The sequence below is a fragment of the Halomonas sp. 3D7M genome, from assembly GCF_014897885.1.
GTDB lineage: Bacteria > Pseudomonadota > Gammaproteobacteria > Pseudomonadales > Halomonadaceae > Vreelandella.
The window spans coordinates 15,109-36,333 of record NZ_JABUZF010000170.1; the positions used below are offsets into that span (position 1 = coordinate 15,109).

Here is a 21,225-nt window from a genome sequence, read left to right on the forward strand (position 1 = left end):
CTGGCGCTCAGCAAAATGAATTCCACAGCGATGTTTTACTTGGCGCCGCACTGATCGAGTCAGCACTAGGGCAAACACGTCAAGCGCAACAGCATCTGGATCAAGTAACGCAGCTGTCACCTGAATCTGCCGCTTTGTGGCTTGCTAAGGCGCGCCTAGCATTAGAGATTGGCGATCATCGTAGTGCTCAGAACGCCGCGCAAAGGGGGCTAGATTTAGCGCCCGATGATGTCCGTTTTATATTAATGTTAGCCCAAGCTGAAATTCGCCTGAACAACATTACCGCTGCGGAAGCACACACCAATACGTTGTTAGAAACGCATGGTGGTAACGAAGAATTACGTATTGCTCTCGCCCAACTCTATTTGGAAGAAGGCCATAGCGAGCCAGCGTATCGATTACTGCAACCTCTGATTGGTCAGGACCGCGTACCTAACACTGCCTACTTCTTACTGGGAGCCATTGCCCAGTCTCAAGGAGAAGTCGATAACGCGCTGCTTTATTATCGGCAAGTACAAGACGGCAACGAATTTCTTCCAGCCCGAGCCGCCGCTGCACGCATGCTGATTGAAAATGATCGCCTGCTAGATGCTCGCGCTATGCTGCGTGTCGAGCGAATGCGCCATGACGACTACTTCGGTGAGCTAGTCATGCTAGAAATACAGCTACTGGATGAATTTAATCTGCAAGAAGATGCCATGGCACTACTTGATAGAGAGCTGACTCGTACGCCAGATGACACCAGCCTGCTTTATTTAAGGGCAATGCGCGCGTGGGAAATGGGCGATGTTGAAGCAATGGAGCGCGACCTGCGCCAAATACTGCATACCGAACCTGATAATGCAGATGCATTAAACGCATTAGGCTACACGCTTGCCGACCTGAACCTCCAGGGGCGCCTTGAAGAAGCACGCGATTTGATTGAGCGTGCCTATGAAGCTGATCCCAGCAACCCTGCAATACTCGACAGCATGGGCTGGGTCTATTTCCGGCTCGGCCAGCCTGACAATGCACTTGCGTGGCTAGAGAGCGCCTACGCACAAGTGCCTGATCAAGAAATTGCCGCTCATTTAGCCGAAGTTCTTCATGCCCTAGGACGCAGTGAAGAAGCACGCCAGCTTATTGAGCGCATTCTTCAGCGAGCAAGCTATCACCCGCAAATTGATGACTTACTTGAGCGCCACCCTGAACTAACACCGTTAAGCGCGCCCTAACATGACATGCCCTTATAAAAGTATGCCCTTATAAAAGCACGCCCTTATAAAAGACAGTTTACGCAGTACTGACATGGAGCCAGTTTATGTTGACCAATTCCCTGCCCGCGAGCCGTTTATCAATCTGCAGTCGCTCAACTCGCTTGTTACTGGCCGGCATTGCCCTGTTAACGCTGGCCGGGTGCGCCACCCAAGCGCCTGTAGACGATGGCGGACGCCAAGCTGGGCAATGGGAACGCCAGCAAGCCGACGTTGAAGCCTTCGACACCTGGACTCTCGTGGGCAAAGCAGGACTTCGCACTCCCCAGGAAAATACCAGCGCCAATCTAGACTGGAATCAACATCCCCACTATTTCCGCATGCTGATCAGTGGCCCCTTTGGCGGCGGGCGCAGTGTGCTAGAAGGTCGCGAAGGGCGCTTTTCGCTAACCACTAGCGATGGTCGCTTTGAAGCCGAAACGCCGGAAGCATTAATGGAAGAGCAACTTGGTTGGTCATTGCCGGTTCGCGCCATGCCTGACTGGGTGCGAGGCCTGCCGGGCGAGCACGCCAGCTACCAGTTGGAATCAGACGAGCTCGGCTTCCCTAACCACTTACAGCAAGATGGTTGGGAGATCGACTACCGTGACTGGGAGCAAGTAGAGGGCATGTGGCTACCTCGTCGACTAGTGATGAACTATGGCGACCTGCGCATCACCTTGGTGGTCAATCAGTGGCAATCCACTAACTCGGACTCTTAGATCAGTAGAGAGATCACATGCCTGCAACACCCTCGGCGTTGACATTGCCTGCTCCCGCTAAGCTAAACCGCATGTTGCATATCGTTGGCCGTCGTCAAGACGGCTATCACGAGCTGCAAACGCTTTTTCAGTTTATCGATTTGTGTGATTACCTTACCTTCACGCCACGCACTGACAGCACCATTACACTTTCCAACACGCTTAGTGGCGTTGCCCATAACGACAATTTAATTGTCCGTGCAGCACACTTATTGCAACAGGCAAGCGGCATTCAGCAAGGCGTCTCAGTCGCCATCGAAAAAAATCTGCCGATGGGAGGCGGTCTTGGCGGTGGAAGCTCTAATGCAGCGACCACCCTGGTCGGGTTGAATCACCTGTGGCAACTAGGACTAAGTAGCGAAGCGCTTGCAAAACTAGGGCTGACGCTAGGTGCCGATGTCCCGGTATTCGTTCACGGTCACAGCGCCTGGGCGGAAGGCGTTGGCGAAAAGCTTACGTCTGTCACGCTAGATACGCCCTGGTTCGTGGTCATCCATCCAGGCGTTAGCGTCTCAACACCAGCAATCTTCCAAGACCCGGAATTGACACGCGACAGCCTCCCCATTACTATGGCGCGCGCACTGCAGGGGGGAGCGCCGGAGTGGCGTAACGACTGCGAAGCTATCGTCAAAAAACGCTATCCGCCAATTGCGGAAGCATTGGACTGGCTCACGCAGCATGCACCTAGTCGGTTGACCGGTACCGGCGCCTGCTTGTTTGCGGCTTTCGATTCACAGCAAGCCGCACAAGCCGTCGCATATATGGCAGGTCAACATTGGCATTCATGGGTAGCGCGCGGACTCAACACCTCTCCCCTACAAGATGCTCTGGGCCGCTGAAAGCGCCCGGTCATCGCATTAGGTTTATTGCTGGGGTATCGCCAAGTGGTAAGGCACCGGTTTTTGGTATCGGCATTCCCAGGTTCGAATCCTGGTACCCCAGCCAACCTAATTATGATCTGCGTTTTCTCCCCTGATCCCCAACACTGCAAAGGTGGCTGCGCGTGTCAAAATTGATGGTTTTCACCGGGAATGCCAATCCCGAACTCGCTCAAAAGATTGCCGAGAGCTTAGACAGCCGTATGGGTAATGCTACGGTCGGTCAATTTAGCGACGGCGAAATCGCGGTCGAGATCAATGAGAACGTGCGTGGTAAGGATGTGTTCATCCTGCAATCCACCTGTGCCCCCACGAACGATAACCTGATGGAACTGATTCTGATGGTGGACGCCCTGCGTCGCGCCTCAGCTACCCGTATTACGGCAGTCGTTCCCTATTTTGGTTATGCACGCCAGGATCGTCGCGTCCGTTCAGCCCGCGTTCCCATCTCAGCGAAAGTTGTTGCTGATATGATGGTGAAAGCTGGCGTTGATCGTGTCATGACGATGGATCTGCACGCTGACCAAATTCAAGGTTTCTTCGACGTACCGGTTGACAACGTTTACGGCTCACCTATTTTGCTGGACGACATCGAGCGCCAGAACTACGACGACCTCGTTGTGGTTTCTCCCGATGTCGGTGGCGTTGTGCGCGCTCGCGCTATCGCCAAACAGCTGAACGCTGATCTTGCCATTATTGATAAGCGTCGCCCCCAGGCCAATCAGGCCCAGGTAATGCACATCATCGGTGAAATCGAAGGCCGCACCTGTGTGGTTGTCGATGACATGATTGATACCGCTGGCACGCTCTGCAAAGCTGGCGAAGCGCTAAAAGATCACGGCGCAGCACGCGTTGTCGCTTATGCAACACACCCGATTTTGTCCGGCCCTGCGGTCGACAACATCACCAACTCGGTGCTGGACGAGGTTGTCGTGACCGACACCATTCCGCTTTCCGACACTGCCCGTCGCAGCGGAAAAATTCGCCAGCTGAGCGTTGCCGGACTCATCGCGGAAGCCATCCGTCGAGTCAGCAACGAAGAATCCGTTAGCGCGATGTTCCATTAATCGCCTGACGTAGCAGCCCCCTACTGGGGCCCTGGAAGCGTCGTCGTCTGGTCGCGGTCGGCGGCGTTTCCTTACTTAAACCAAGAGGCAAATTAAATGTCTGATTTTATCCTGAAAGCCAGCGTTCGTAACGACCTGGGGAAAGGTGCGAGCCGCCGCCTGCGTCGTGCGAACCAACAAGTACCGGCCGTTGTTTATGGCGGTGAAAAAGGCGCTCAGTCTATCTCTGTAGAAAAAACTGCTTTCTACAAAGCGATTGAAGACGAGTCCTTCTTCTCTTCGGTGATCAAACTGGTCATCGACGGTACTGAAGAGCAAGTGGTTGTTCGTGACCTACAGCGTCACCCCTTCAAGCCGCTGTTAACCCACGCTGACTTCCTGCGTGTTGACGCTACTCACGAAATCACCATGAACGTGCCGCTGCACGTCGTTGGCGAAGAGAAGTGTGTCGGCATCAAAGATCAAGGCGGCGAACTGCACGTCCTGGCCAATGAAGTAGCCATTAGCTGCTTGCCGAAAGATCTTCCGGACTTCTTGGAAGTGGACATCAGCGCCATTGAGCTAGGCACTACGCTGCACTTGTCTGACCTGAACCTGCCTGCTGGCGTCACGTCGGTTGATCTGGCCCACGGCGAAGATCACGACAACGCAGTTCTAAGCATCACCAAAGTAAAAGTACGCGGCGGTGATGACGAAGAGAGCGAAGGTGAAGGCGAAGAAGAGTCCAGCGCTGAGTAAAGCGCTAGCTCTCGGCGCTGCCAGCTGATGCTTTTCAGTGCCACCTGGGTCATGCCTGCATGACCCAGGAATGATAAAATCAAGCGCTTCGGCGCTTGATTTTTTTTTGCGGCCTGACATGACGTCGAAAATTTCGTCTAGAAATTTTTATGAGGTGGGACAATGAGCCAGGTAACGGCCATTATTGGCCTGGGAAACCCCGGTGCAGAATACGATGCAACTCGCCATAATGCGGGCTTTTGGCTGGTAGACGCCATTGCACGCAGTGCGCACACAGAGCTTCGCCCGGAAAAGAAATTTTTGGGCCTGTACGCCAAAGCACGTATTGGCGACCATGAACTGCACCTTCTCAACCCCACTACTTTTATGAATCGTAGCGGTGCTGCCGTCGCAGCGCTTGCACAGTTTTTCAAACTAACGCCTGACAATTTACTGGTTGCTCATGATGAGCTAGACCTTCCGCCAGGACAGGCACGCTATAAGACCGGCGGTGGTCATGGCGGTCATAACGGCCTGCGAGACATCATTAGCGCCTTAGGCAACCAGAAGCAGTTTCATCGGGTAAGAATTGGCATTGGCCACCCAGGAGAAGCACGTCAGGTCGTTAACTATGTGCTAAGCCGACCCGGCAAAGCCGAACGGGAAGCCATTGAAAGCGCTTTGGATGAGTGCCTAGCTACGCTACCACTTGCACTCTCTGGCGACTGGGCTAAAGCCATGAACCGCCTTCATAGCGTAAAATAGCAGCACACTTTATAAGCACCCTTAGAATCAGGCGTTCTAGCACGCCCTTTTTTTCAATATTGGCAGACGCTTCCCTTGTTGCGCTGCCCTAGCGGCCAGGAAGTAATTTATGGGCTTTAACTGCGGTATCGTCGGCCTACCTAATGTAGGCAAATCCACGCTTTTTAATGCGCTGACCAAATCAGGTATTGATGCAGAAAACTTCCCATTCTGCACCATTGAACCGAACGTAGGCATCGTACCAATGCCTGACCCGCGACTTGATAAGCTTGCGGAGATCGTCAAGCCACAAAAAGTGCTGCCGACAACAATGGAATTTGTCGATATCGCAGGCTTAGTTGCAGGGGCATCCAAAGGCGAAGGCTTGGGCAACAAGTTCTTGGCCAATATTCGCGAAACCCAGGCGATCGCCCATGTCGTACGCTGCTTTGATAACGACAACGTAATCCACGTTGCCAACCAAGTGGACCCACGGGCAGATATTGAAACCATCAACCTGGAACTGGCACTTGCCGACCTGGATACCGTCGAAAAAGCCAGCCAACGCCTCGTTCGTGCAGTAAAAGGCGGCGACAAAGATGCCACTGCCACCAAAGCCATTCTTGACCGCATTCAGCCACACCTCGCTGAAGGTATGCCGCTGCGTAGTTTTGGTCTTGATGAAGATGAGAAGCGCCAGATTAAGAGCTTCGGTTTCTTAACGCTCAAGCCCACCATGTACATTGCCAACGTTAACGAGGATGGCTTCGAGAACAATCCCTACCTGGATATCGTTAATGAGATTGCGGCAGAAGAAGGCGCAGCAGTGGTGCCGGTATGCAACCAGCTAGAAGCTGAGATTGCCGAGCTGGATGACGAAGAGCGCAGTATGTTCCTATCAGAAATGGGCATGGAAGAGCCAGGGCTTGATCGCGTCATTCGCGCAGGCTATGCCCTGCTTGGCCTACAAACATATTTCACCGCTGGCGTTAAAGAAGTCCGCGCCTGGACAGTGAAAGAAGGCGCCAGCGCCCCAGAAGCCGCTGGTGTGATTCACACCGATTTCCAGAAAGGTTTTATCCGCGCGGAAGTGGTTGCTTACGAAGACTTTGTCGCCCTCAATGGCGAGCAAGGGGCTAAAGATGCTGGCAAATGGCGCTTAGAAGGTAAGGACTACATCGTTAAAGATGGCGATGTTATTCATTTCCGTTTTAACGTCTGATCAGTTGCCGCTTGATAAACAAAAAAAGAAACACTTGACGAACGACGGGCTACTGAGTAATATTCGCCCCCGTTGAATGGCTACGTAGCTCAGCTGGTTAGAGCACATCACTCATAATGATGGGGTCCCCTGTTCAAATCAGGGCGTAGCCACCACACGAATATTGAAAGCCCGCTGACTCAGTCAGCGGGCTTTTTTCGTTATTGATCAGCAATGTACTCAGCACAACTCAGACCGGTTCAAAAACACCGTCAACGCCTGGGTCAAATAATCAACATCTCGGGTACCTGCTGTTTCACGTACCGAATGCATTGCCCACTGAGGAAGCCCTACATCAATCGTCGGCACCCCCACCTCAGTCGCCGTAATCGGCCCGATAGTGCTACCACACCCCATATCTGAACGAGTAACAAACGACTGCACGGGCACATCGGCCTCACGGCACACATCCCGAAACAGCGCTCCTGTTACACTATTAGTGGCATAACGCTGATTAGCATTTACCTTAATAACTGGACCACCATTAATTGCAGGGCCATGGCGTTCATCGTGTTTGTCTTGGAAATTCGGGTGTAAAGCGTGAGCGTTATCGCATGAAATCATAAGCGATGACTGAATCAGCTGAATCAGCGACTCCTCAGTCGCACCACCTACCTGAGCATTTAAACGCTTCAGCACATCACCCAAGAAAGGTCCCTGAGCACCGCAGGCACTGGCACTACCCACCTCTTCATGGTCATTGGCCACCAACAAGGCGCCCTGACTAGCATCACACGCTAGCATCGCCTCGAGTCCCACAAAACACGACAATAAGTTGTCTAGCCGCGCACTGGCGACCAACTCCTGACGCAAGCCTACCAACGATGGCGGCTGTACGTCATAAAATCCTAACTCAAAGTCAACGACTTCCACAGCGCGCAGGCCATGCTGCTCTTCCAACCAATCAGCCAATAAGTCGCTAAGCTGCGCGCTATCACTCTGCATCACAACAGGCGACATTTGCGTTTGCGGGTTAATAACACGTCCAGCGTTAACATCGCGGTCTAAATGAATCGCCAAACTAGGCACCATGGCAATCGGCCGGTCCACATTTAGCAGCACACTTTCTAAATGACCATCGGCGTGACGTACATGCACACGCCCTGCCAACCCCAAGTCGCGATCAAACCACGGGGCTAACAACACACCACCATATACTTGCACCCCCAACTGCATCCATCCCGCGGCATACTGGGTGGCGTTGGGCTTTAAACGCAACCCCGGGCTATCCGTGTGCGCACCTAACATACGCAGGCTGGTTAACTTCTCAACAGGCAGCTGAAATGCAATCACTGACGAATCATTGCGCGTCACGTAATAGCGCTTGCCCGGCTCAAGCTGCCAGTTAGCCGTCTCCTCAAGACGCACAAAGCCCGCCTGCTCCAAACGCTCCGCCATACAGCGAGTCGCATGCCAGGGCGTAGGCGACTGGTGCAGAAAATCACATAGCCGCGTTACACGGTCCGCGTTGAAAGCTTCGGACATAGAAATCCTCATAACAGTAATGATTGAGTATCACAGGGTAAATGACCTGCTACAATGCTCCCTCGGCCTACGCAACTCATAGGCTATCTGCGGGTCTAGGGAAGAATAAGTGTACACAAATCCGGGAGAGCTTGACTGATGAGCCTGTTTGCAACGTTTTCGCGCTCGGTCGCCCTTGCTGTGATGCTGGCCATTGCCAGCCCAGCAGCGCTGGCGCAACTTGAGCCGACCGACGAACAACGCCAAGCGGCAGAGGAAATAGCGGACTCACTCCGCTATGGGCATTATGCCGATATTAACTTCGACGAGCAGTGGTCAGCGGAAGCTTTCCAACGCTATCTAGACATTCTGGACGGCCAGCGCTCCTACCTATTGAACCGTGATATAGAGCCTTATCGCCATTTAGAGCGCGACATGGCAGAAGCACTTTTCGATGGTGATCTTGACGATGCATTTGCACTCTATAATCGTCTTAGCGAACGCCACACCGCCCGCCTAGAGTGGTTGCTAGAACGCCTTGATGAAGGGCTTTCATTCGAATTCGATAGCGACGAGCGCTTAGAAGTCGATCGCGAAGATGCCCCATGGGCAACCCGCGAAAGTGAATTAGACGAACTCTGGCGTAAACGGCTCAAAAACGATGCGCTAACGCTTGCTCTAACAGACCAAGATGACGAGCAGATAGAAAGCAATCTGCGCCAGCGCTACGAAGGACAACTATCCCGCTTGCGTCAGTCAGAGTCTGAAGACGTCTTTGGGTTAATCATGGCGGCAGCCTCCAGCACTATCGACCCTCACACCAGCTACCTCTCCCCTCGCCAAAGCGAATCGTTTGATATTCAAATGAGCCTTTCACTTGAAGGTATCGGCGCACTACTTCAAGCCGATAGCGAATACGTGAAGGTAGCCAGCCTAGTTCCCGGTGGCCCTGCCGATCGAGCGGGCGTGCTTGAGCCCGCCGACCGAATTATCGCCGTGGGCCAAGAAGAAGGCGACATGGTCAATGTGGTAGGCATGCGCCTGGACAACGTCGTCGACCTGATTCGCGGTCCTAAAGGCTCCGTTGTACGTCTGGACGTGGTGCCTGCCCAAGCAGTGGACATGACCCGCTCTCAAATTGTTGAAATTACTCGCGACACTGTCAGCCTAGAAGACCAGGCAGCGCATAGCGAAGTGATAAACATTGAGCGAGACGGCAAACCTCATCGCATTGGCGTGATTGACATTCCGACGTTCTACGTCGACTTCGATGCCTGGCAAGCCGGTGAGGATGAGTATCGCAGCACCACCCGCGACGTCGCTCGAGAAATTGAAAGTCTCAAGAAAGAAGGCATTGAAGGTATTGTCCTAGATCTTCGCAATAATGGCGGTGGCGCGCTTCAAGAAGCCAACTCCTTGATAGGCCTGTTTATTGACCGAGGCCCCACGGTACAGGTTCGTGATGCCCAAGGCCGCATTCAGCTCTACGGCGACACCGATGCAGGCACGACTTACGACGGGCCTCTAACCGTGCTGGTTAACCGTCTTTCCGCTTCAGCATCGGAGATTTTTGCTGGCGCTATTCAAGATTATGGCCGCGGCATTGTGGTAGGCGCCCCCACCTTTGGCAAAGGCACTGTACAAACGCTCAATGATCTTAGCCATGGTCAAATCAAGCTTACCCGTGCCAAGTTTTACCGCATTTCAGGTGATAGCACCCAAAACCGCGGCGTTGAACCCGACATTATATTCCCCAGCCTGATTGACCCTGAACGCATTGGTGAAAGCAGTCTAGATAATGCTCTTGCTTGGGATACCGTGCAGAACGTTCAATACCGCCGCTATGGCGCTCCAGAGAACACCCTCGCTGCCCTGACTTCTCAACACCAAGAACGTGCCAATGAGAATCCTAACTTCCGCTATCTAGAGCGCCAGTCCACCTTGGCTCGCCAGCTACGCGAACAGCACACCAGCGTTAGCCTGAACCGCGAACAGCGTCAACGAGAGTTAGAAGCTCAAGAAGCTGAACAGCTTTCACTTGAAAACCAACGCCGTCGCGCTTTAAACCTGCCAGAGCTGGATGAGTGGATGGATGCGCGCAGTGATAACTCGCAGCCCGAAGGTAGTGACGCAGACGCTGCCAACGAGGAGGATAAGGATGAAGACATGCCGGTTGACCGTGCCCATGTACTAGAAGCCGCCGAAATCTTACTCGACTACGCCCACCTCCAGGGCGCACAGCGCATGGCGAAATACTGAGACCCCACCAATGAATGTACCAGTCCATTATCTGGACTGGTACATTCGCAGTTACTTTTCATAAAGCTTCTTGAGACGGCTTCTGGGTAGATACGGCTACTTTGGCTGTGTGCTCGTCTGAAGGCCTACCAGGCGCGACAGCAGAATCACCGTATATAGCACGCCAATCACTGCCTCGAAGATCGCAAACGACTGGGCGTAGAACCCTTGCGGGGCGATATCGCCATAGCCCACGGGTGTTAACGTGACATAACTATAATAAAACAGTTGCTGCCAGTTAATCGGCACCCCTGATGACACTACAAAAGAGCCTGGCACGATCCATTCAATCAGCGCAAAGATCGCTGTAAAACCTGATCCGATCACCAGATATATCGAAGCGGCAGCCACTAGCACATCGGACATCATCTCGGTCGCGCGGAAGATATAGAGTGCCAGCACCACTCCGATGACAAGATGATAGGCGATAGAGGTAAGATAAACCGCCAGAGTGGTATAAGTACCCGGAGTATAGGAGTTTGTCAGTCCAGCCACGATCACTGCCACTCCACTGACAACCGCCAGTGTGCGCAAACGTCGGCCAGCCAACAGCGAAAAGGTTGCTACGACGAAGATAGACCCATAAAAAAAATAAAACAGCGCAGGCCAGATACCCTCTGCACCCGATAATGGGTAGGTCAAATTGTGCAACAAAATCGCCAGTAAAAGACCGATTGTCACCCGTAAACCACCAAGCCGAGCGGGAGCACTTGTCATGCTGCCCTCCCTTCACGATGGGCGGTTGCTGCCAGGGTGATCATCACGACCAAGACCCCGCCTCCCAACCACAAGCCATTCAGATGCATTGTTAATACCAGCCAGGCCCAAGCCGCAAGAGCCACCCCGGCAAGCAGATAGCAGACGGGTAGTTTCGAGGCCATGGTGCGATGAAACATTGCCGATCCTACCAAAAAGATCGTTGGACCAGCGAAAGCAAACAACGCCGTTGTGGTATGAATGGCATCATACGGATGAGCAACGATCAGCTCGATAGCGACGGCCACCACAATAGCGCCGCAGACCATCACTCCGTGGGCATAGGCCAAACCTGCCCGAGCCAGCCGCGTATGATCAGCCGCATGTTCAAAGCTGTGCTCGCCTGCCTCAGCAAGATGTACGAAATAGATCCACCATAGCGTAATAATCAACAAAAAGCCGATAGCCGCAGCAGCGATGACACCAGCCCCCAAAGATTGACTAACGAGCAAGCCCCCCAAAAGCAGGATGGATTCGCCAAGCGCAATAATAAAGACCTGCTGGTTGCGCTCCAAAAGATGCAGACCGCGCAAGGGCCAGCTATCCATGGGCGTGGCTCCTTTACCAGGTAACCAAAAACCAGCATAGGGCGCGGAATAGTCGATTACTACAGCAATGATCCACAACTCTAATCTAGCGCTGGGGATCAGAGCGCCAGCAACCCAGAACAAGCCCGATATCGCACTCCATGCACAAAGCTGTGCATAGCTTCTCCCCATCTGTTCACCACGAAAAACGATGGACATATAGCCCGCACGTATCAGCGCCATGGCAACATAAGCACCCACAAAAAGGCCTGCACGAGAGGAGAAAGCATACGGGATTGCAATCGCCATCAGCAGTGCGCAAGCCATGAGCACAATCATCAGAACGCGCCCACTGGCATGATCGGGATCAAGCCAGTTAGTCGCCCATGACGTGTAATTCCACGCCCACCAAGCCGCCGCGAAAAGCGTAACGGCCTCAAGCGCACCTACCCAGTTGTCGTGGGCTAATAGGAAGTGTGAAAGCTGGATAATTGCAAAAACATAGACCAAGTCAAAGAAAAGCTCGACATTGGTCACATGTGGGGTCTCGCCTAAACCAATATTACGCAACGCAGTCTTTGGAGCGAGCCTATGAAGAGCTGTTACCATCATGAAATCTTCCCTCTGTTATCGCCAGCAGTTATCCCTGGAACCCTCCTTAGTTTCTCCGCGACCACAAAATAGCAACCACCGCCGGAACAGCGAAAACGATCAACAAGAACGGCAGCTCCTGCATCACGCTGTAGCCCGCCTGACTGACACCAATCCACATATTGATAGCAGTACAAATTAACCAGACCACGAGATATACAGGCAGAAGCCGCGCGAATCGGATTGAAGCAATACGAGCCAAGACGACAAAAACCGCCAACAATACCAATCCAGCGAGGATGACCATAACCGTATGCATGAAACGTCTCCTTTGAATCTAAAAAGGTAGCCGGCGGTGATATTCGTCAGCCACCCAATTTATTTTGTGGTATAGCCGCCGTTGACAAGAATTGTCTGGCCAGTCATCCACCATCCACTAGATACCATGAAAAGGATCCAAGGAGCGATATCCTCAATATCAGTCAGGCCGGTTTTTGAGAAAGGCGAAAGTGCCGCAGCCGTCTTATGGTAGGCAACAGCATCCTCACCTTCAGCAGGGTAAAAGAAAGGCGTATCCATCGGCCCTGGCCCAATCGCAGTAACAGAAATACCCCGCTCCCCAAGCTCTTTTGATGCCGCCCGCGTGAAGTGCTCAACAGGTGCCTTTAACCCTTCATAAGCCGCATAAAATGGCGTGTAAGCCCCCAGGAGTGACGTCACAAGAGTACAGACCTTGCCATGATCGTTAACGTACTTACCTGCCTCCTTCAGGAAAAAGAACGCTGCCTTAACATTAACTGCACAAGACTGATCGAAAACCTCTTCGGTCACTTCGGCAATCGGCCGCTTAACCACCATACCGACGGTATTGATGGCAATATCGGGCCTACCCACTGCAGCAACAGTATCCTGAAAGAGTTTTTCCATGGCTGCCGCGCTAGTTAGATCAGCTTGGAATGCGACTGCCTCGGCTCCTGCCGCCCGAATCAAGGCCAAGGTTTGCTCGGCAGCCTGCTTAGCAGAATCACTGTTGTAGTGGATCGCTACAGCCTTGGCCCCCGCTTTTGCAAATTCTTGCGCAAGCAAGCCACCCAAGTTCTTCGCACCACCAGCGATCAGCACTACCTTACCTTCAATACTATTAATAGACATCACTCATCCCTCACGTTAAGTATCATCACCGCTCAACATCACGGCCTACGGATAAGATGACGCGTTGTCTGATCATGATAAACATGCGAATATCAACATGACCTGTCGGAATTAACGAACAATAGCAATGGATCGCATCAGGCAAATGCAAATCTTCATCCAAGTGATGGAGAGTGGGAATTTCACTCGGGCAGCTGAGGCACTGGCTATCCCGCGCTCTACTGTCTCAACGGAAATCCAGGTATTGGAAGACAGGCTGCAAACGCAGCTTCTATTCCGTACCACCCGTAAGGTCGCTCCAACCCAGGACGGTAGGCGGTTTCTAGAAACGGCACAGGATATCATCGATGCAGTAGCGGCCTCTGAACAGATGTTCTTGCAAGGCAACTTGCGCCTAAGTGGGCGACTGCGCGTCGATATTCCAAGTCGCATAGCTCGTCGACTAATCCTCCCTGCACTACCAGGCTTTATAGACCAGCATCCTTCTCTGGCTATTGATCTTAGTGCAAGCGATAGAATGGTGGATCTGATCGCTGATGGTGTCGACTGTGTCCTGCGGCTTGGAATACTAGAAGATTCAGACCTTGTTTGCCGCCCACTTGGCGAAGTGGATTTCGTAACTTGCGCTAGCCCCGAGTATTTGGCACACCATGGGTTACCAAAGAAGCTTAATGATCTAAGCTCTCATTTGATGGTCAACTACTCCACCCAACTTCCAGCCTCAACCGCGACACTGGAATTCCAGCAGAGTGAACGTTTGGTAGAAATCGAAATGCGTAGTGCCATTACCGTCGACGGGGCTGAGGCCTATATCGCGGCGGCCCTGTCTGGGCTTGGCTTAATTCAGGTGCCCACCTATGATGTACGTCATCTTTTTGAAAGAGGCGAGCTCAAAGAGATACTGCCTGACACACCACCACCGTCTATTCCACTCTCGTTTCTGTTCGCCAAACGACGTAACCTATCCCCCAAAGTGCGTGTTTTTTTACACTGGCTGGAAAGCATACTTGAGGGGCACGGCGTTATTTCGCAAAGCTCTACACAAAGAGAGAGCACTGACAAGTCAGCATAGTGCTGCCCGCCGTGTCGGCCGATCACCCATCTTAACTAATCGCTGAGTAAGCGTGTTCAACCGCACCGGACTGCCTTCAGCGCCTGCACAAATAATATCTTGCGCCCATCCAGGTAGCTGAGGCGACAAACGATAATAAACCCACTGCCCCTCTCGCTGATCGATTAGCAATCCACACTGCCGCAACTGGGCCAAATGACGCGACACTTTAGGCTGCGACTCTTCTAGCGCATAGGTCATTTCACACACGCACAGCGATTGCTCTTTGGCGATCAAGAGCACCAGCATTAACCGTGTCTCGTCACTTAGGCACTTGAACACCTGCAGTGCATTCAGGCTGGCAGCTTTTCCCACGGACACCTTCCAAAAAAATGAGTAGCCAAAACAGTTTATACGCTCCTAACCGGTAGACACAAAAAATCACCCAGGATGCCATAGAACATTGAGCGAGGGCATTGAGTGTTATTATAAACAGGTCGTAGAGATGCGAAATGGTCGTTTTAGGCTAGCGACTGCGAGAGAATGCTTACTAGAAAGGTGAGACTAAAAGAAAAGAAAAAACAGAATGGCTCCCCGAGCAGGACTCGAACCTGCGACCCAATGATTAACAGTCATTTGCTCTACCAACTGAGCTATCGGGGAACATTTACCGTAGGCGGTAATTAAAGCAGAACAGCAATTTGGCTCCTCGAGCAGGACTCGAACCTGCGACCCAATGATTAACAGTCATTTGCTCTACCAACTGAGCTATCGAGGAACTGCTCAAACACGGTGCGTAGTATACTGATAGAAACGCTCGGGTCAAGTATCGATTATAGGTTAACGGCTAGCCCCGGGTTTCTTGTGTCCGTATAATGCCGCCATTCAATGGCTGTACGTTACACTGCCCATTACGATTGCAGTCATGTTTTCATTCATCCCTCGTCCCCCGACGACTCATAGATGACAGGTACCGATGGCGAAGAAGCTCTTTATCAAAACGCACGGCTGCCAAATGAACGAGTACGACTCCTCGCGTATGGCAGATCTGCTCGGCGAATCTCACCAGCTGGAATTGACCGATAACGAAAAAGAAGCTGACGTTATCTTGTTGAACACCTGCTCTATTCGCGAAAAAGCCCAGGACAAGGTGTTTCATCAACTGGGTCGCTGGAAAAAGCTAAAAGACGCCAATCCAGACCTCGTGATTGGTGTTGGCGGCTGTGTGGCAAGCCAAGAAGGTGAGGCGCTGCGTAAGCGCGCGCCTTTTGTCGATATGATTTTTGGCCCACAGACGCTTCACCGCGTGCCAAAAATGCTGGATGCGCGCAATAACAACCAGATTGCTGCGGTCGATGTCACTTTTCCAGAAATCGAAAAGTTTGATCACCTGCCGCAGCCAAAATCTGATGGCGCAACCGCTTTTGTTTCTGTCATGGAAGGCTGCTCGAAATACTGCACATTCTGTGTGGTGCCTTATACCCGCGGTGAAGAAGTCTCCCGCCCCTTTGAATCGGTTATTGATGAAGTCATTCACTTAGCCGATCAAGGGGTGCGAGAAATTAACCTGCTTGGCCAGAACGTGAACGCTTATCGCGGTGAAAATGACGAGGGCGATGAGATCGACCTTGCCGAGCTAATCGCCTGCGTTGCTGCAGTGGATGGTATTGATCGCGTGCGTTTTACGACCTCTCACCCGGTGGAATTTACGGATAGCCTGGTAGATGCGTTTGCCGACATTCCGGAACTGGTGAGCCACCTACATTTACCGGTACAGTCAGGTTCTGACCGTATTTTAAGTGCGATGAAACGCGGCCATACCGCAGAAGAGTACATCGAGAAGATGGAGCGGATCCGCGCCAACCGCCCGGATATTAGCTTCTCTTCCGACTTTATCATCGGCTTCCCTGGCGAAACCGAAGAGGATTTCGAAGCAACGATGGATCTGATTCATCGCATCGGCTTTGATCACTCGTTCAGCTTCGTTTACTCGGCACGCCCAGGCACACCCGCCTCCGGCCTGCCAGACGAAACGCCGGAAAGTGTCAAAAAACAGCGTCTCGCCATTTTGCAGGAGCGAATTCTGCAGCAGGCAGCGCAAATCAGCCGACGCATGGTAGGCACTACCCAGCGGGTGTTGGTATCCGGTTTCTCACCGCGAGACCCGGGACAGCTCTCAGGGCGCACCGAAAATAACCGCGTGGTTAACTTCCGGGCAGCCAACCCAACAGAACTGATCGGCTACTTTGTAGACGTGGAGATTACCGAAGCGCTGCCCAACTCGTTGCGCGGCGATCTCGCTTCTCCAGAGCGTTATTAACTGCTCACTTATCCTAGGTAATTGCCCCGGCATCGCCGGGGCAGTAAGCTGAGTCTCACATACATCAACTAATGGGTTTCTTACTCTTGAGCCAGCCATCACCTCAGGCCAATCGCATTATCACCCTAAGCCTTGAACCCAATGATCCGCAGCGCCTTGCTAGCCTCTGCGGCCAACAGGACGAGCATCTAAAACTGATTGAGAGCCGCCTGGACGTGACGTTGCGCAACCGTGGCAACGTGTTTCAGCTGGCCGGCGCCGCTAACCGGATCAAAGCCGCCGCTAACGTGCTTGAGCACCTTTACCGTGAAACTGCGGCAGAAGAACTTGCAGCAGACACAGTTCACCTCTTCCTTCAGGAATCTGGCTTAGAAGCGCTAGAAGAAGAGGATGATAGCGACATCAACAGCGATGACGTGATTATGCGTACACCGCGCACCATGATTAAGCCTCGTGGCCTTAATCAGCAGCGCTACGTACAAAGCATTCGCGAGCACGATATCAATTTCGGTATTGGGCCTGCCGGTACGGGAAAAACATACTTGGCGGTTGCCGCGGCGGTAGAAGCACTAAATCAGCAGGAAGTACGCCGCATTCTGTTAGTTCGCCCAGCAGTAGAAGCAGGCGAAAAGCTTGGCTTTCTACCTGGCGACCTTGCCCAGAAAATCGACCCTTACCTCCGCCCGCTCTACGATGCACTGTACGAGATGATCGGCTTCGAACAGGTCGCTAAGCTTATTGAGCGTCAAGTGATCGAGATTGCCCCGCTGGCCTATATGCGTGGGCGTACGCTGAATAACTCCTACATCATCCTGGACGAAAGCCAGAACACCACGCCGGAACAGATGAAGATGTTCCTGACACGGATTGGTTTTGGTTCAACAGCGGTGATTACCGGCGATATTACCCAGGTAGACCTGCCTCGCGGACAGCGCTCTGGTCTTTCACAGGTGCTGGATGTTCTCAAGGAAACCCCCGGCATCGGCGTGACCCACTTTGCTGCGAAAGACGTTGTGCGTCACCCGCTGGTTCAGCGGATCATCGAAGCCTATGACGAGTTTGAGTCGCAGCAGGAAGTGCAAGAGCGCGCTCGCCGTGAAGCTCGCCAACAGGAGCGCGAAGCCCGCATGCAAGCACTTGAACGCGCAGGAGAGGCGCCTCGATGAGTAACATCGTGATTGACCGCCAGGCGGCCATCAATGAGCCGTTGCTTCCCACCCTTGAGCAGCTCACCCACTGGGTGGGCTGTGTCTTCTCACGCCACCCCGATGATGAGCGCTTAGAGCTGACGATTCGCTTTGTGGATGAAGCAGAAAGCCAAGCACTCAATCGAGATTATCGGGGTAACGATAAATCAACCAACGTGCTCTCGTTTCCTTTTGAGAATCCTCCCGGCGTCTGTTTACCGTTACTTGGCGACCTGATTATTTGCCATGCCGTGGTTGCCCATGAAGCCCAAGAACAACAGAAGCCTCTTGAGCATCATTACGCACACATGGTGGTGCACGGCACACTGCACTTAATGGGCTATGACCACATTGAAGAGCAAGAAGCGGAAGAAATGGAACAATTAGAGCGCGAGCTGCTTGCCACTCTCAATATTCCTGACCCGTATCACGAGTAAGCTGTTAACCTGATCGATAATTACTTTTAGGGTGGTGTATCCCCCGACTCAGTGATAAAACGACAGACTGCTTGCCCGTAGCCATCTTCACATAGGGAGCCTCTGATTAATGTGATGAGCGCAGGCCAGACAAGGCAAAAATCAACGAAAAAAGGATCGGACTCGCGTTCGAGTTTACGGGCTGTAAATGAGCATTTTGACCGGGCTCGCGCACGAGGCGATTTTTAACGCAGTATGGCCAAGCGTAGTTAATCAGAGGTTTCATAGCTGTTTTTAAGTAGTGCTTTGACGTACTGTTTGCACACAACTATTTGCAAGTCACTATTTGCACGTAATAGAGAGATTAGACGCAATGAGCGAAGACCGATCGAGCAACTCAAATCAAAAATCCTGGCTCGAGAAACTCTTTGGCGCCCTTTCCGGAGACAATGACGAACCTAGCTCGCGCGATGAGCTAATGACGTTTTTACGCCACACCGCAGGGAAACTGAAACTAGATCAAGACGCTATTATGATTATTGAAGGCGCTCTTGAGATCAGCGATCAGCAAGTGCGTGAAATATTGATTCCACGCTCTCAGGTGTCGGCAATTACCCTTGACCAAACCAGCGATGGCTACTTGCCATTGATCCAAGAAACAGGGCACTCCCGCTATCCGGTCATTGGCGAGAATCTTGACGATGTAAAAGGTATTTTACTGGTTAAAGATTTGCTCCCCCTGCTCTCTCAAACGCAAGAAAGCCGTGATGCCTTTAAGCTGGAAGACGTGCTGCGCCCGGCAATGTTTATTCCCGAGTCCAAACGCCTAAACAGCTTGCTGAAGGAATTCCGTGACACCCATAACCACATGGCCATTGTGGTAGATGAGTACGGCGGCACGGCTGGCATTATTACTATCGAAGATATTCTGGAGCAGATCGTTGGGGATATCGAAGATGAGCACGATACCGATGAAGAGGACGATATCCGCACGCTGGACAATGGCCACTTCGCCATTCGTGCTCTCACACCAATTGAAGACTTCAACGAACGCTTTGGCAGCGAATTTTCTGATGACGAATTCGATACTGTCGGAGGCCTTGTGATGCAACAATTTGGCCACTTACCAGGCCGTGGCGAACATACTAGCCTGGGCGGCTGGCGGTTCGTCATTCTTAATGCCGATAATCGACGCATTCGGTTACTGGAAGCTTATCGCGATGACACCAGTGAAAATGCTACCGATGGCGACGACAGCGACGGCTAGTCAACCGCCCACTTCAACCTGCCGATAGGATATCACCATGGGGTTGACGCCCACCTTTGCACTCCAGCTGCTGGCTGCCCTCGTGGCCGGTGGTTTCACGACGCTTACCGCTTCACCATTTGAATTATGGTGGCTAGGGCCCATCGCCATCGGCCTGCTTTATGTTGGCCTGCATACATTAAGTCCTGCTCAAGCAGCACTAAAAGGCTGGCTATACGGCGTAGCGCTCTTTGCCAGCGGCACTTCTTGGGTATATGTATCCATTCACGATTACGGCTATACCGGCGTTCCCCTGGCGGTATTTCTGACTGCTCTGTTTGTGTCCGTATTAGCCCTCTTTTTTGCAGGCACGTTTTGGCTTTATCGACGTTTTTGCAGCCCGCGCTGGGCATTGGCTAGCTTTGCAGGGGCATGGGTACTGGGGGAAGTACTACGCACTTATCTGTTTACCGGCTTTCCGTGGCTATTGGTTGGCTCCAGCTATGTGGATTCACCGCTGGCCAACTGGGCACCAGTAGGCGGCGTTTACTTACTTTCCCTGCTGGTAGTGCTCACAGGCACCTTAGGCGCTGAACTGCTGCGACGCCAATGGTGGGCAGCGCTGCCATTAGCCGCTATCTGGCTCGTTCCGTTGGCCCTACCCTCACTGTGGACGACACCAGCAAGCGAGCCCACGCGCGTTGCGCTACTTCAGGGTAATCTGCCCCAGCTATTAAAGTGGACCCCCGAAGGCCAGCGCGTAGCAGCCAATACCTATAGCGATTTAACCCGCCGTGTCGCGGATGATGCCGATCTCATTCTGTGGCCCGAAACCGCCCTGCCAATGATCGACAACCAAGCTCGCCCGGTGTTAGAGCGCGTACAAGCCAACTTACCGCCAAGCACCGCGCTATTAACCGGCATTGTTCAACTCGACGAAGACAACCGTTATTTCAATAGTGTGATTGGTGTTGGCAACGTAGAAGGCAGCTATCAAAAAGAGCATCTAGTGCCGTTTGGTGAATACCTGCCGCTTGAAAGCGTGTTACGGGGTGCTATCGATTTCTTTGATCTACCGATGTCGAGTTTTTCTAAAGGCGCCTCCGAACAAACGCCCATGCAGGCTGCCGGTGTGACAATTGGCAACGCTATTTGTTATGAGATTATCTACCCACAGTTGGTTGCACAACGCGCAGCAGACAGCGACGTGATTGTGACGGTATCCAATGACACTTGGTTTGGCGCTTCCATTGGCCCCCACCAACACTTGCAAATGGCCCGCCTGCGCGCGCTAGAGAATGGTCGTTATGTCGTGCGCGCTACCAGCAACGGCATTACCGCGATTATTAATCCCCGTGGCGAGCTGGTAGATAGCGCTGCGCAATTTGAAACCACCTACCTTATTGGCGAATTTTACGCCATGGAAGGGGCAACACCGTTTACCCGCACGGGTAGTTGGCCTGCATGGCTATTCGCTGGCCTGCTACTGTTACCGGGCTTGATACGCAAGCGTTAAAACCAAGGAGGCCGTTTCCAGCGGGCAGGGGCGGCGTAGCC

20 protein-coding genes and 4 tRNA genes are annotated in these 21,225 nt (G+C 52.6%); 16 read left to right on the forward strand and 8 right to left on the reverse strand.

Features of this window, described 5'->3' with window-relative positions; translation table 11 throughout:
* The 9 genes from INT22_RS08720 to INT22_RS08760 all read left to right on the forward strand — a co-directional run.
* Window positions 1-1,214, forward strand: a 1,214-nt coding sequence (locus INT22_RS08720) for a tetratricopeptide repeat protein (protein WP_226912541.1), incomplete at its 5' end; no start/stop codon positions are given.
* An 86-nt stretch (window positions 1,215-1,300) separates the two neighbouring features.
* Window positions 1,301-1,954, forward strand: a complete 654-nt coding sequence (lolB, locus tag INT22_RS08725) for a lipoprotein insertase outer membrane protein LolB (RefSeq protein ID WP_193061661.1) — start codon at window positions 1,301-1,303, stop codon at window positions 1,952-1,954.
* A 17-nt stretch (window positions 1,955-1,971) separates the two neighbouring features.
* Window positions 1,972-2,832, forward strand: coding sequence for a 4-(cytidine 5'-diphospho)-2-C-methyl-D-erythritol kinase (gene ispE, locus INT22_RS08730; RefSeq protein ID WP_193068060.1), 861 nt, complete (start codon window positions 1,972-1,974; stop codon window positions 2,830-2,832).
* A 31-nt stretch (window positions 2,833-2,863) separates the two neighbouring features.
* Window positions 2,864-2,938 (forward strand) — tRNA-Gln (locus INT22_RS08735).
* A gap of 58 nt (window positions 2,939-2,996) precedes the next feature.
* Window positions 2,997-3,938, forward strand: a complete 942-nt coding sequence (locus INT22_RS08740; RefSeq protein ID WP_171880177.1) for a ribose-phosphate pyrophosphokinase — start codon at window positions 2,997-2,999, stop codon at window positions 3,936-3,938.
* A gap of 96 nt (window positions 3,939-4,034) precedes the next feature.
* The gene (locus INT22_RS08745; protein WP_089038650.1) at window positions 4,035-4,676 is read left to right on the forward strand and encodes a 50S ribosomal protein L25/general stress protein Ctc; all 642 of its coding nucleotides are present in this window, start codon (window positions 4,035-4,037) and stop codon (window positions 4,674-4,676) included.
* A gap of 162 nt (window positions 4,677-4,838) precedes the next feature.
* Entirely contained in the window at window positions 4,839-5,420 is a 582-nt protein-coding gene (pth, locus tag INT22_RS08750; protein WP_193068061.1) for an aminoacyl-tRNA hydrolase, read from the forward strand.
* 109 nt (window positions 5,421-5,529) lie between these two features.
* The gene (ychF, locus tag INT22_RS08755) at window positions 5,530-6,621 is read left to right on the forward strand and encodes a redox-regulated ATPase YchF (RefSeq protein ID WP_038482699.1); all 1,092 of its coding nucleotides are present in this window, start codon (window positions 5,530-5,532) and stop codon (window positions 6,619-6,621) included.
* A gap of 78 nt (window positions 6,622-6,699) precedes the next feature.
* Window positions 6,700-6,776, forward strand: a tRNA-Met gene (locus INT22_RS08760).
* Between the two features lie 64 nt (window positions 6,777-6,840).
* Here INT22_RS08760 and INT22_RS08765 read toward each other — a convergent pair.
* Complete coding sequence (locus INT22_RS08765) at window positions 6,841-8,145, reverse strand: M18 family aminopeptidase (RefSeq protein WP_193068062.1); 1,305 nt, start codon at window positions 8,143-8,145, stop codon at window positions 6,841-6,843.
* Between the two features lie 138 nt (window positions 8,146-8,283).
* Here INT22_RS08765 and INT22_RS08770 point away from each other — a divergent pair, with 138 nt between their 5' ends.
* Window positions 8,284-10,383, forward strand: a complete 2,100-nt coding sequence (locus INT22_RS08770; protein ID WP_193068063.1) for a carboxy terminal-processing peptidase — start codon at window positions 8,284-8,286, stop codon at window positions 10,381-10,383.
* Between the two features lie 96 nt (window positions 10,384-10,479).
* Here the strand turns inward: INT22_RS08770 and INT22_RS08775 are convergent, their stop codons facing one another.
* The 4 genes from INT22_RS08775 to INT22_RS08790 are packed head-to-tail and all read right to left on the reverse strand — an operon-like array spanning window position 10,480 to window position 13,448.
* Window positions 10,480-11,139 carry a potassium channel family protein gene (locus INT22_RS08775; protein ID WP_193068064.1) on the reverse strand — a complete coding sequence of 220 codons (660 nt, stop codon included), beginning with the start codon at window positions 11,137-11,139 and terminating at the stop codon, window positions 10,480-10,482.
* Entirely contained in the window at window positions 11,136-12,317 is a 1,182-nt protein-coding gene (locus INT22_RS08780) for a low temperature requirement protein A (protein WP_226912542.1), read from the reverse strand. Before INT22_RS08780 ends, INT22_RS08775 begins: the two co-directional genes overlap by 4 nt.
* 46 nt (window positions 12,318-12,363) lie before the next feature.
* Window positions 12,364-12,615, reverse strand: a complete 252-nt coding sequence (locus INT22_RS08785) for a hypothetical protein (RefSeq protein WP_193068065.1) — start codon at window positions 12,613-12,615, stop codon at window positions 12,364-12,366.
* Between the two features lie 59 nt (window positions 12,616-12,674).
* Window positions 12,675-13,448 (reverse strand): SDR family oxidoreductase, encoded by a 774-nt coding sequence (locus tag INT22_RS08790; protein WP_193068066.1) that lies wholly within the window; start codon window positions 13,446-13,448, stop codon window positions 12,675-12,677.
* 145 nt (window positions 13,449-13,593) lie between these two features.
* Between INT22_RS08790 and INT22_RS08795 the strand changes: the two genes are divergently transcribed.
* Window positions 13,594-14,520 carry a LysR family transcriptional regulator gene (locus INT22_RS08795; RefSeq protein ID WP_226912543.1) on the forward strand — a complete coding sequence of 309 codons (927 nt, stop codon included), beginning with the start codon at window positions 13,594-13,596 and terminating at the stop codon, window positions 14,518-14,520.
* On the opposite strand, the gene INT22_RS08800 is transcribed toward INT22_RS08795, so the two are convergent.
* From INT22_RS08800 to INT22_RS08810, 3 genes are all read right to left on the reverse strand, one after another.
* A complete protein-coding gene (locus INT22_RS08800; RefSeq protein WP_193068068.1) occupies window positions 14,512-14,874 on the reverse strand; it encodes a metalloregulator ArsR/SmtB family transcription factor in 363 nt (120 codons plus the stop codon). The two genes, INT22_RS08795 and INT22_RS08800, sit on opposite strands and share 9 nt — an antisense overlap.
* Window positions 14,875-15,086: 212 nt before the next feature.
* Window positions 15,087-15,162, reverse strand: a tRNA-Asn gene (locus tag INT22_RS08805).
* Between the two features lie 39 nt (window positions 15,163-15,201).
* Window positions 15,202-15,277: transfer RNA gene (locus INT22_RS08810), tRNA-Asn, on the reverse strand.
* A gap of 198 nt (window positions 15,278-15,475) precedes the next feature.
* On the opposite strand from INT22_RS08810, the gene miaB reads away from it, so the two are divergent.
* The 5 genes from miaB (at window position 15,476) to lnt (ending at window position 21,184) form a co-directional block, all read left to right on the forward strand.
* On the forward strand, window positions 15,476-16,819 hold the full coding sequence (miaB, locus tag INT22_RS08815) for a tRNA (N6-isopentenyl adenosine(37)-C2)-methylthiotransferase MiaB (RefSeq protein WP_038482686.1): 1,344 nt from the start codon (window positions 15,476-15,478) through the stop codon (window positions 16,817-16,819).
* An 86-nt stretch (window positions 16,820-16,905) separates the two neighbouring features.
* Window positions 16,906-17,985, forward strand: a complete 1,080-nt coding sequence (locus INT22_RS08820; RefSeq protein ID WP_193061651.1) for a PhoH family protein — start codon at window positions 16,906-16,908, stop codon at window positions 17,983-17,985.
* Window positions 17,982-18,443: an rRNA maturation RNase YbeY gene (ybeY, locus tag INT22_RS08825; protein ID WP_193068069.1), complete on the forward strand. Its 462-nt coding sequence runs from the start codon at window positions 17,982-17,984 to the stop codon at window positions 18,441-18,443. The genes INT22_RS08820 and ybeY overlap by 4 nt, the downstream gene beginning before the upstream one ends.
* Window positions 18,444-18,795: 352 nt before the next feature.
* Window positions 18,796-19,689: an HlyC/CorC family transporter gene (locus INT22_RS08830; protein ID WP_193068070.1), complete on the forward strand. Its 894-nt coding sequence runs from the start codon at window positions 18,796-18,798 to the stop codon at window positions 19,687-19,689.
* 37 nt (window positions 19,690-19,726) lie between these two features.
* Complete coding sequence (gene lnt, locus INT22_RS08835; protein ID WP_193068071.1) at window positions 19,727-21,184, forward strand: apolipoprotein N-acyltransferase; 1,458 nt, start codon at window positions 19,727-19,729, stop codon at window positions 21,182-21,184.
* The last annotated feature ends 41 nt before the right edge of the window (window positions 21,185-21,225 follow it).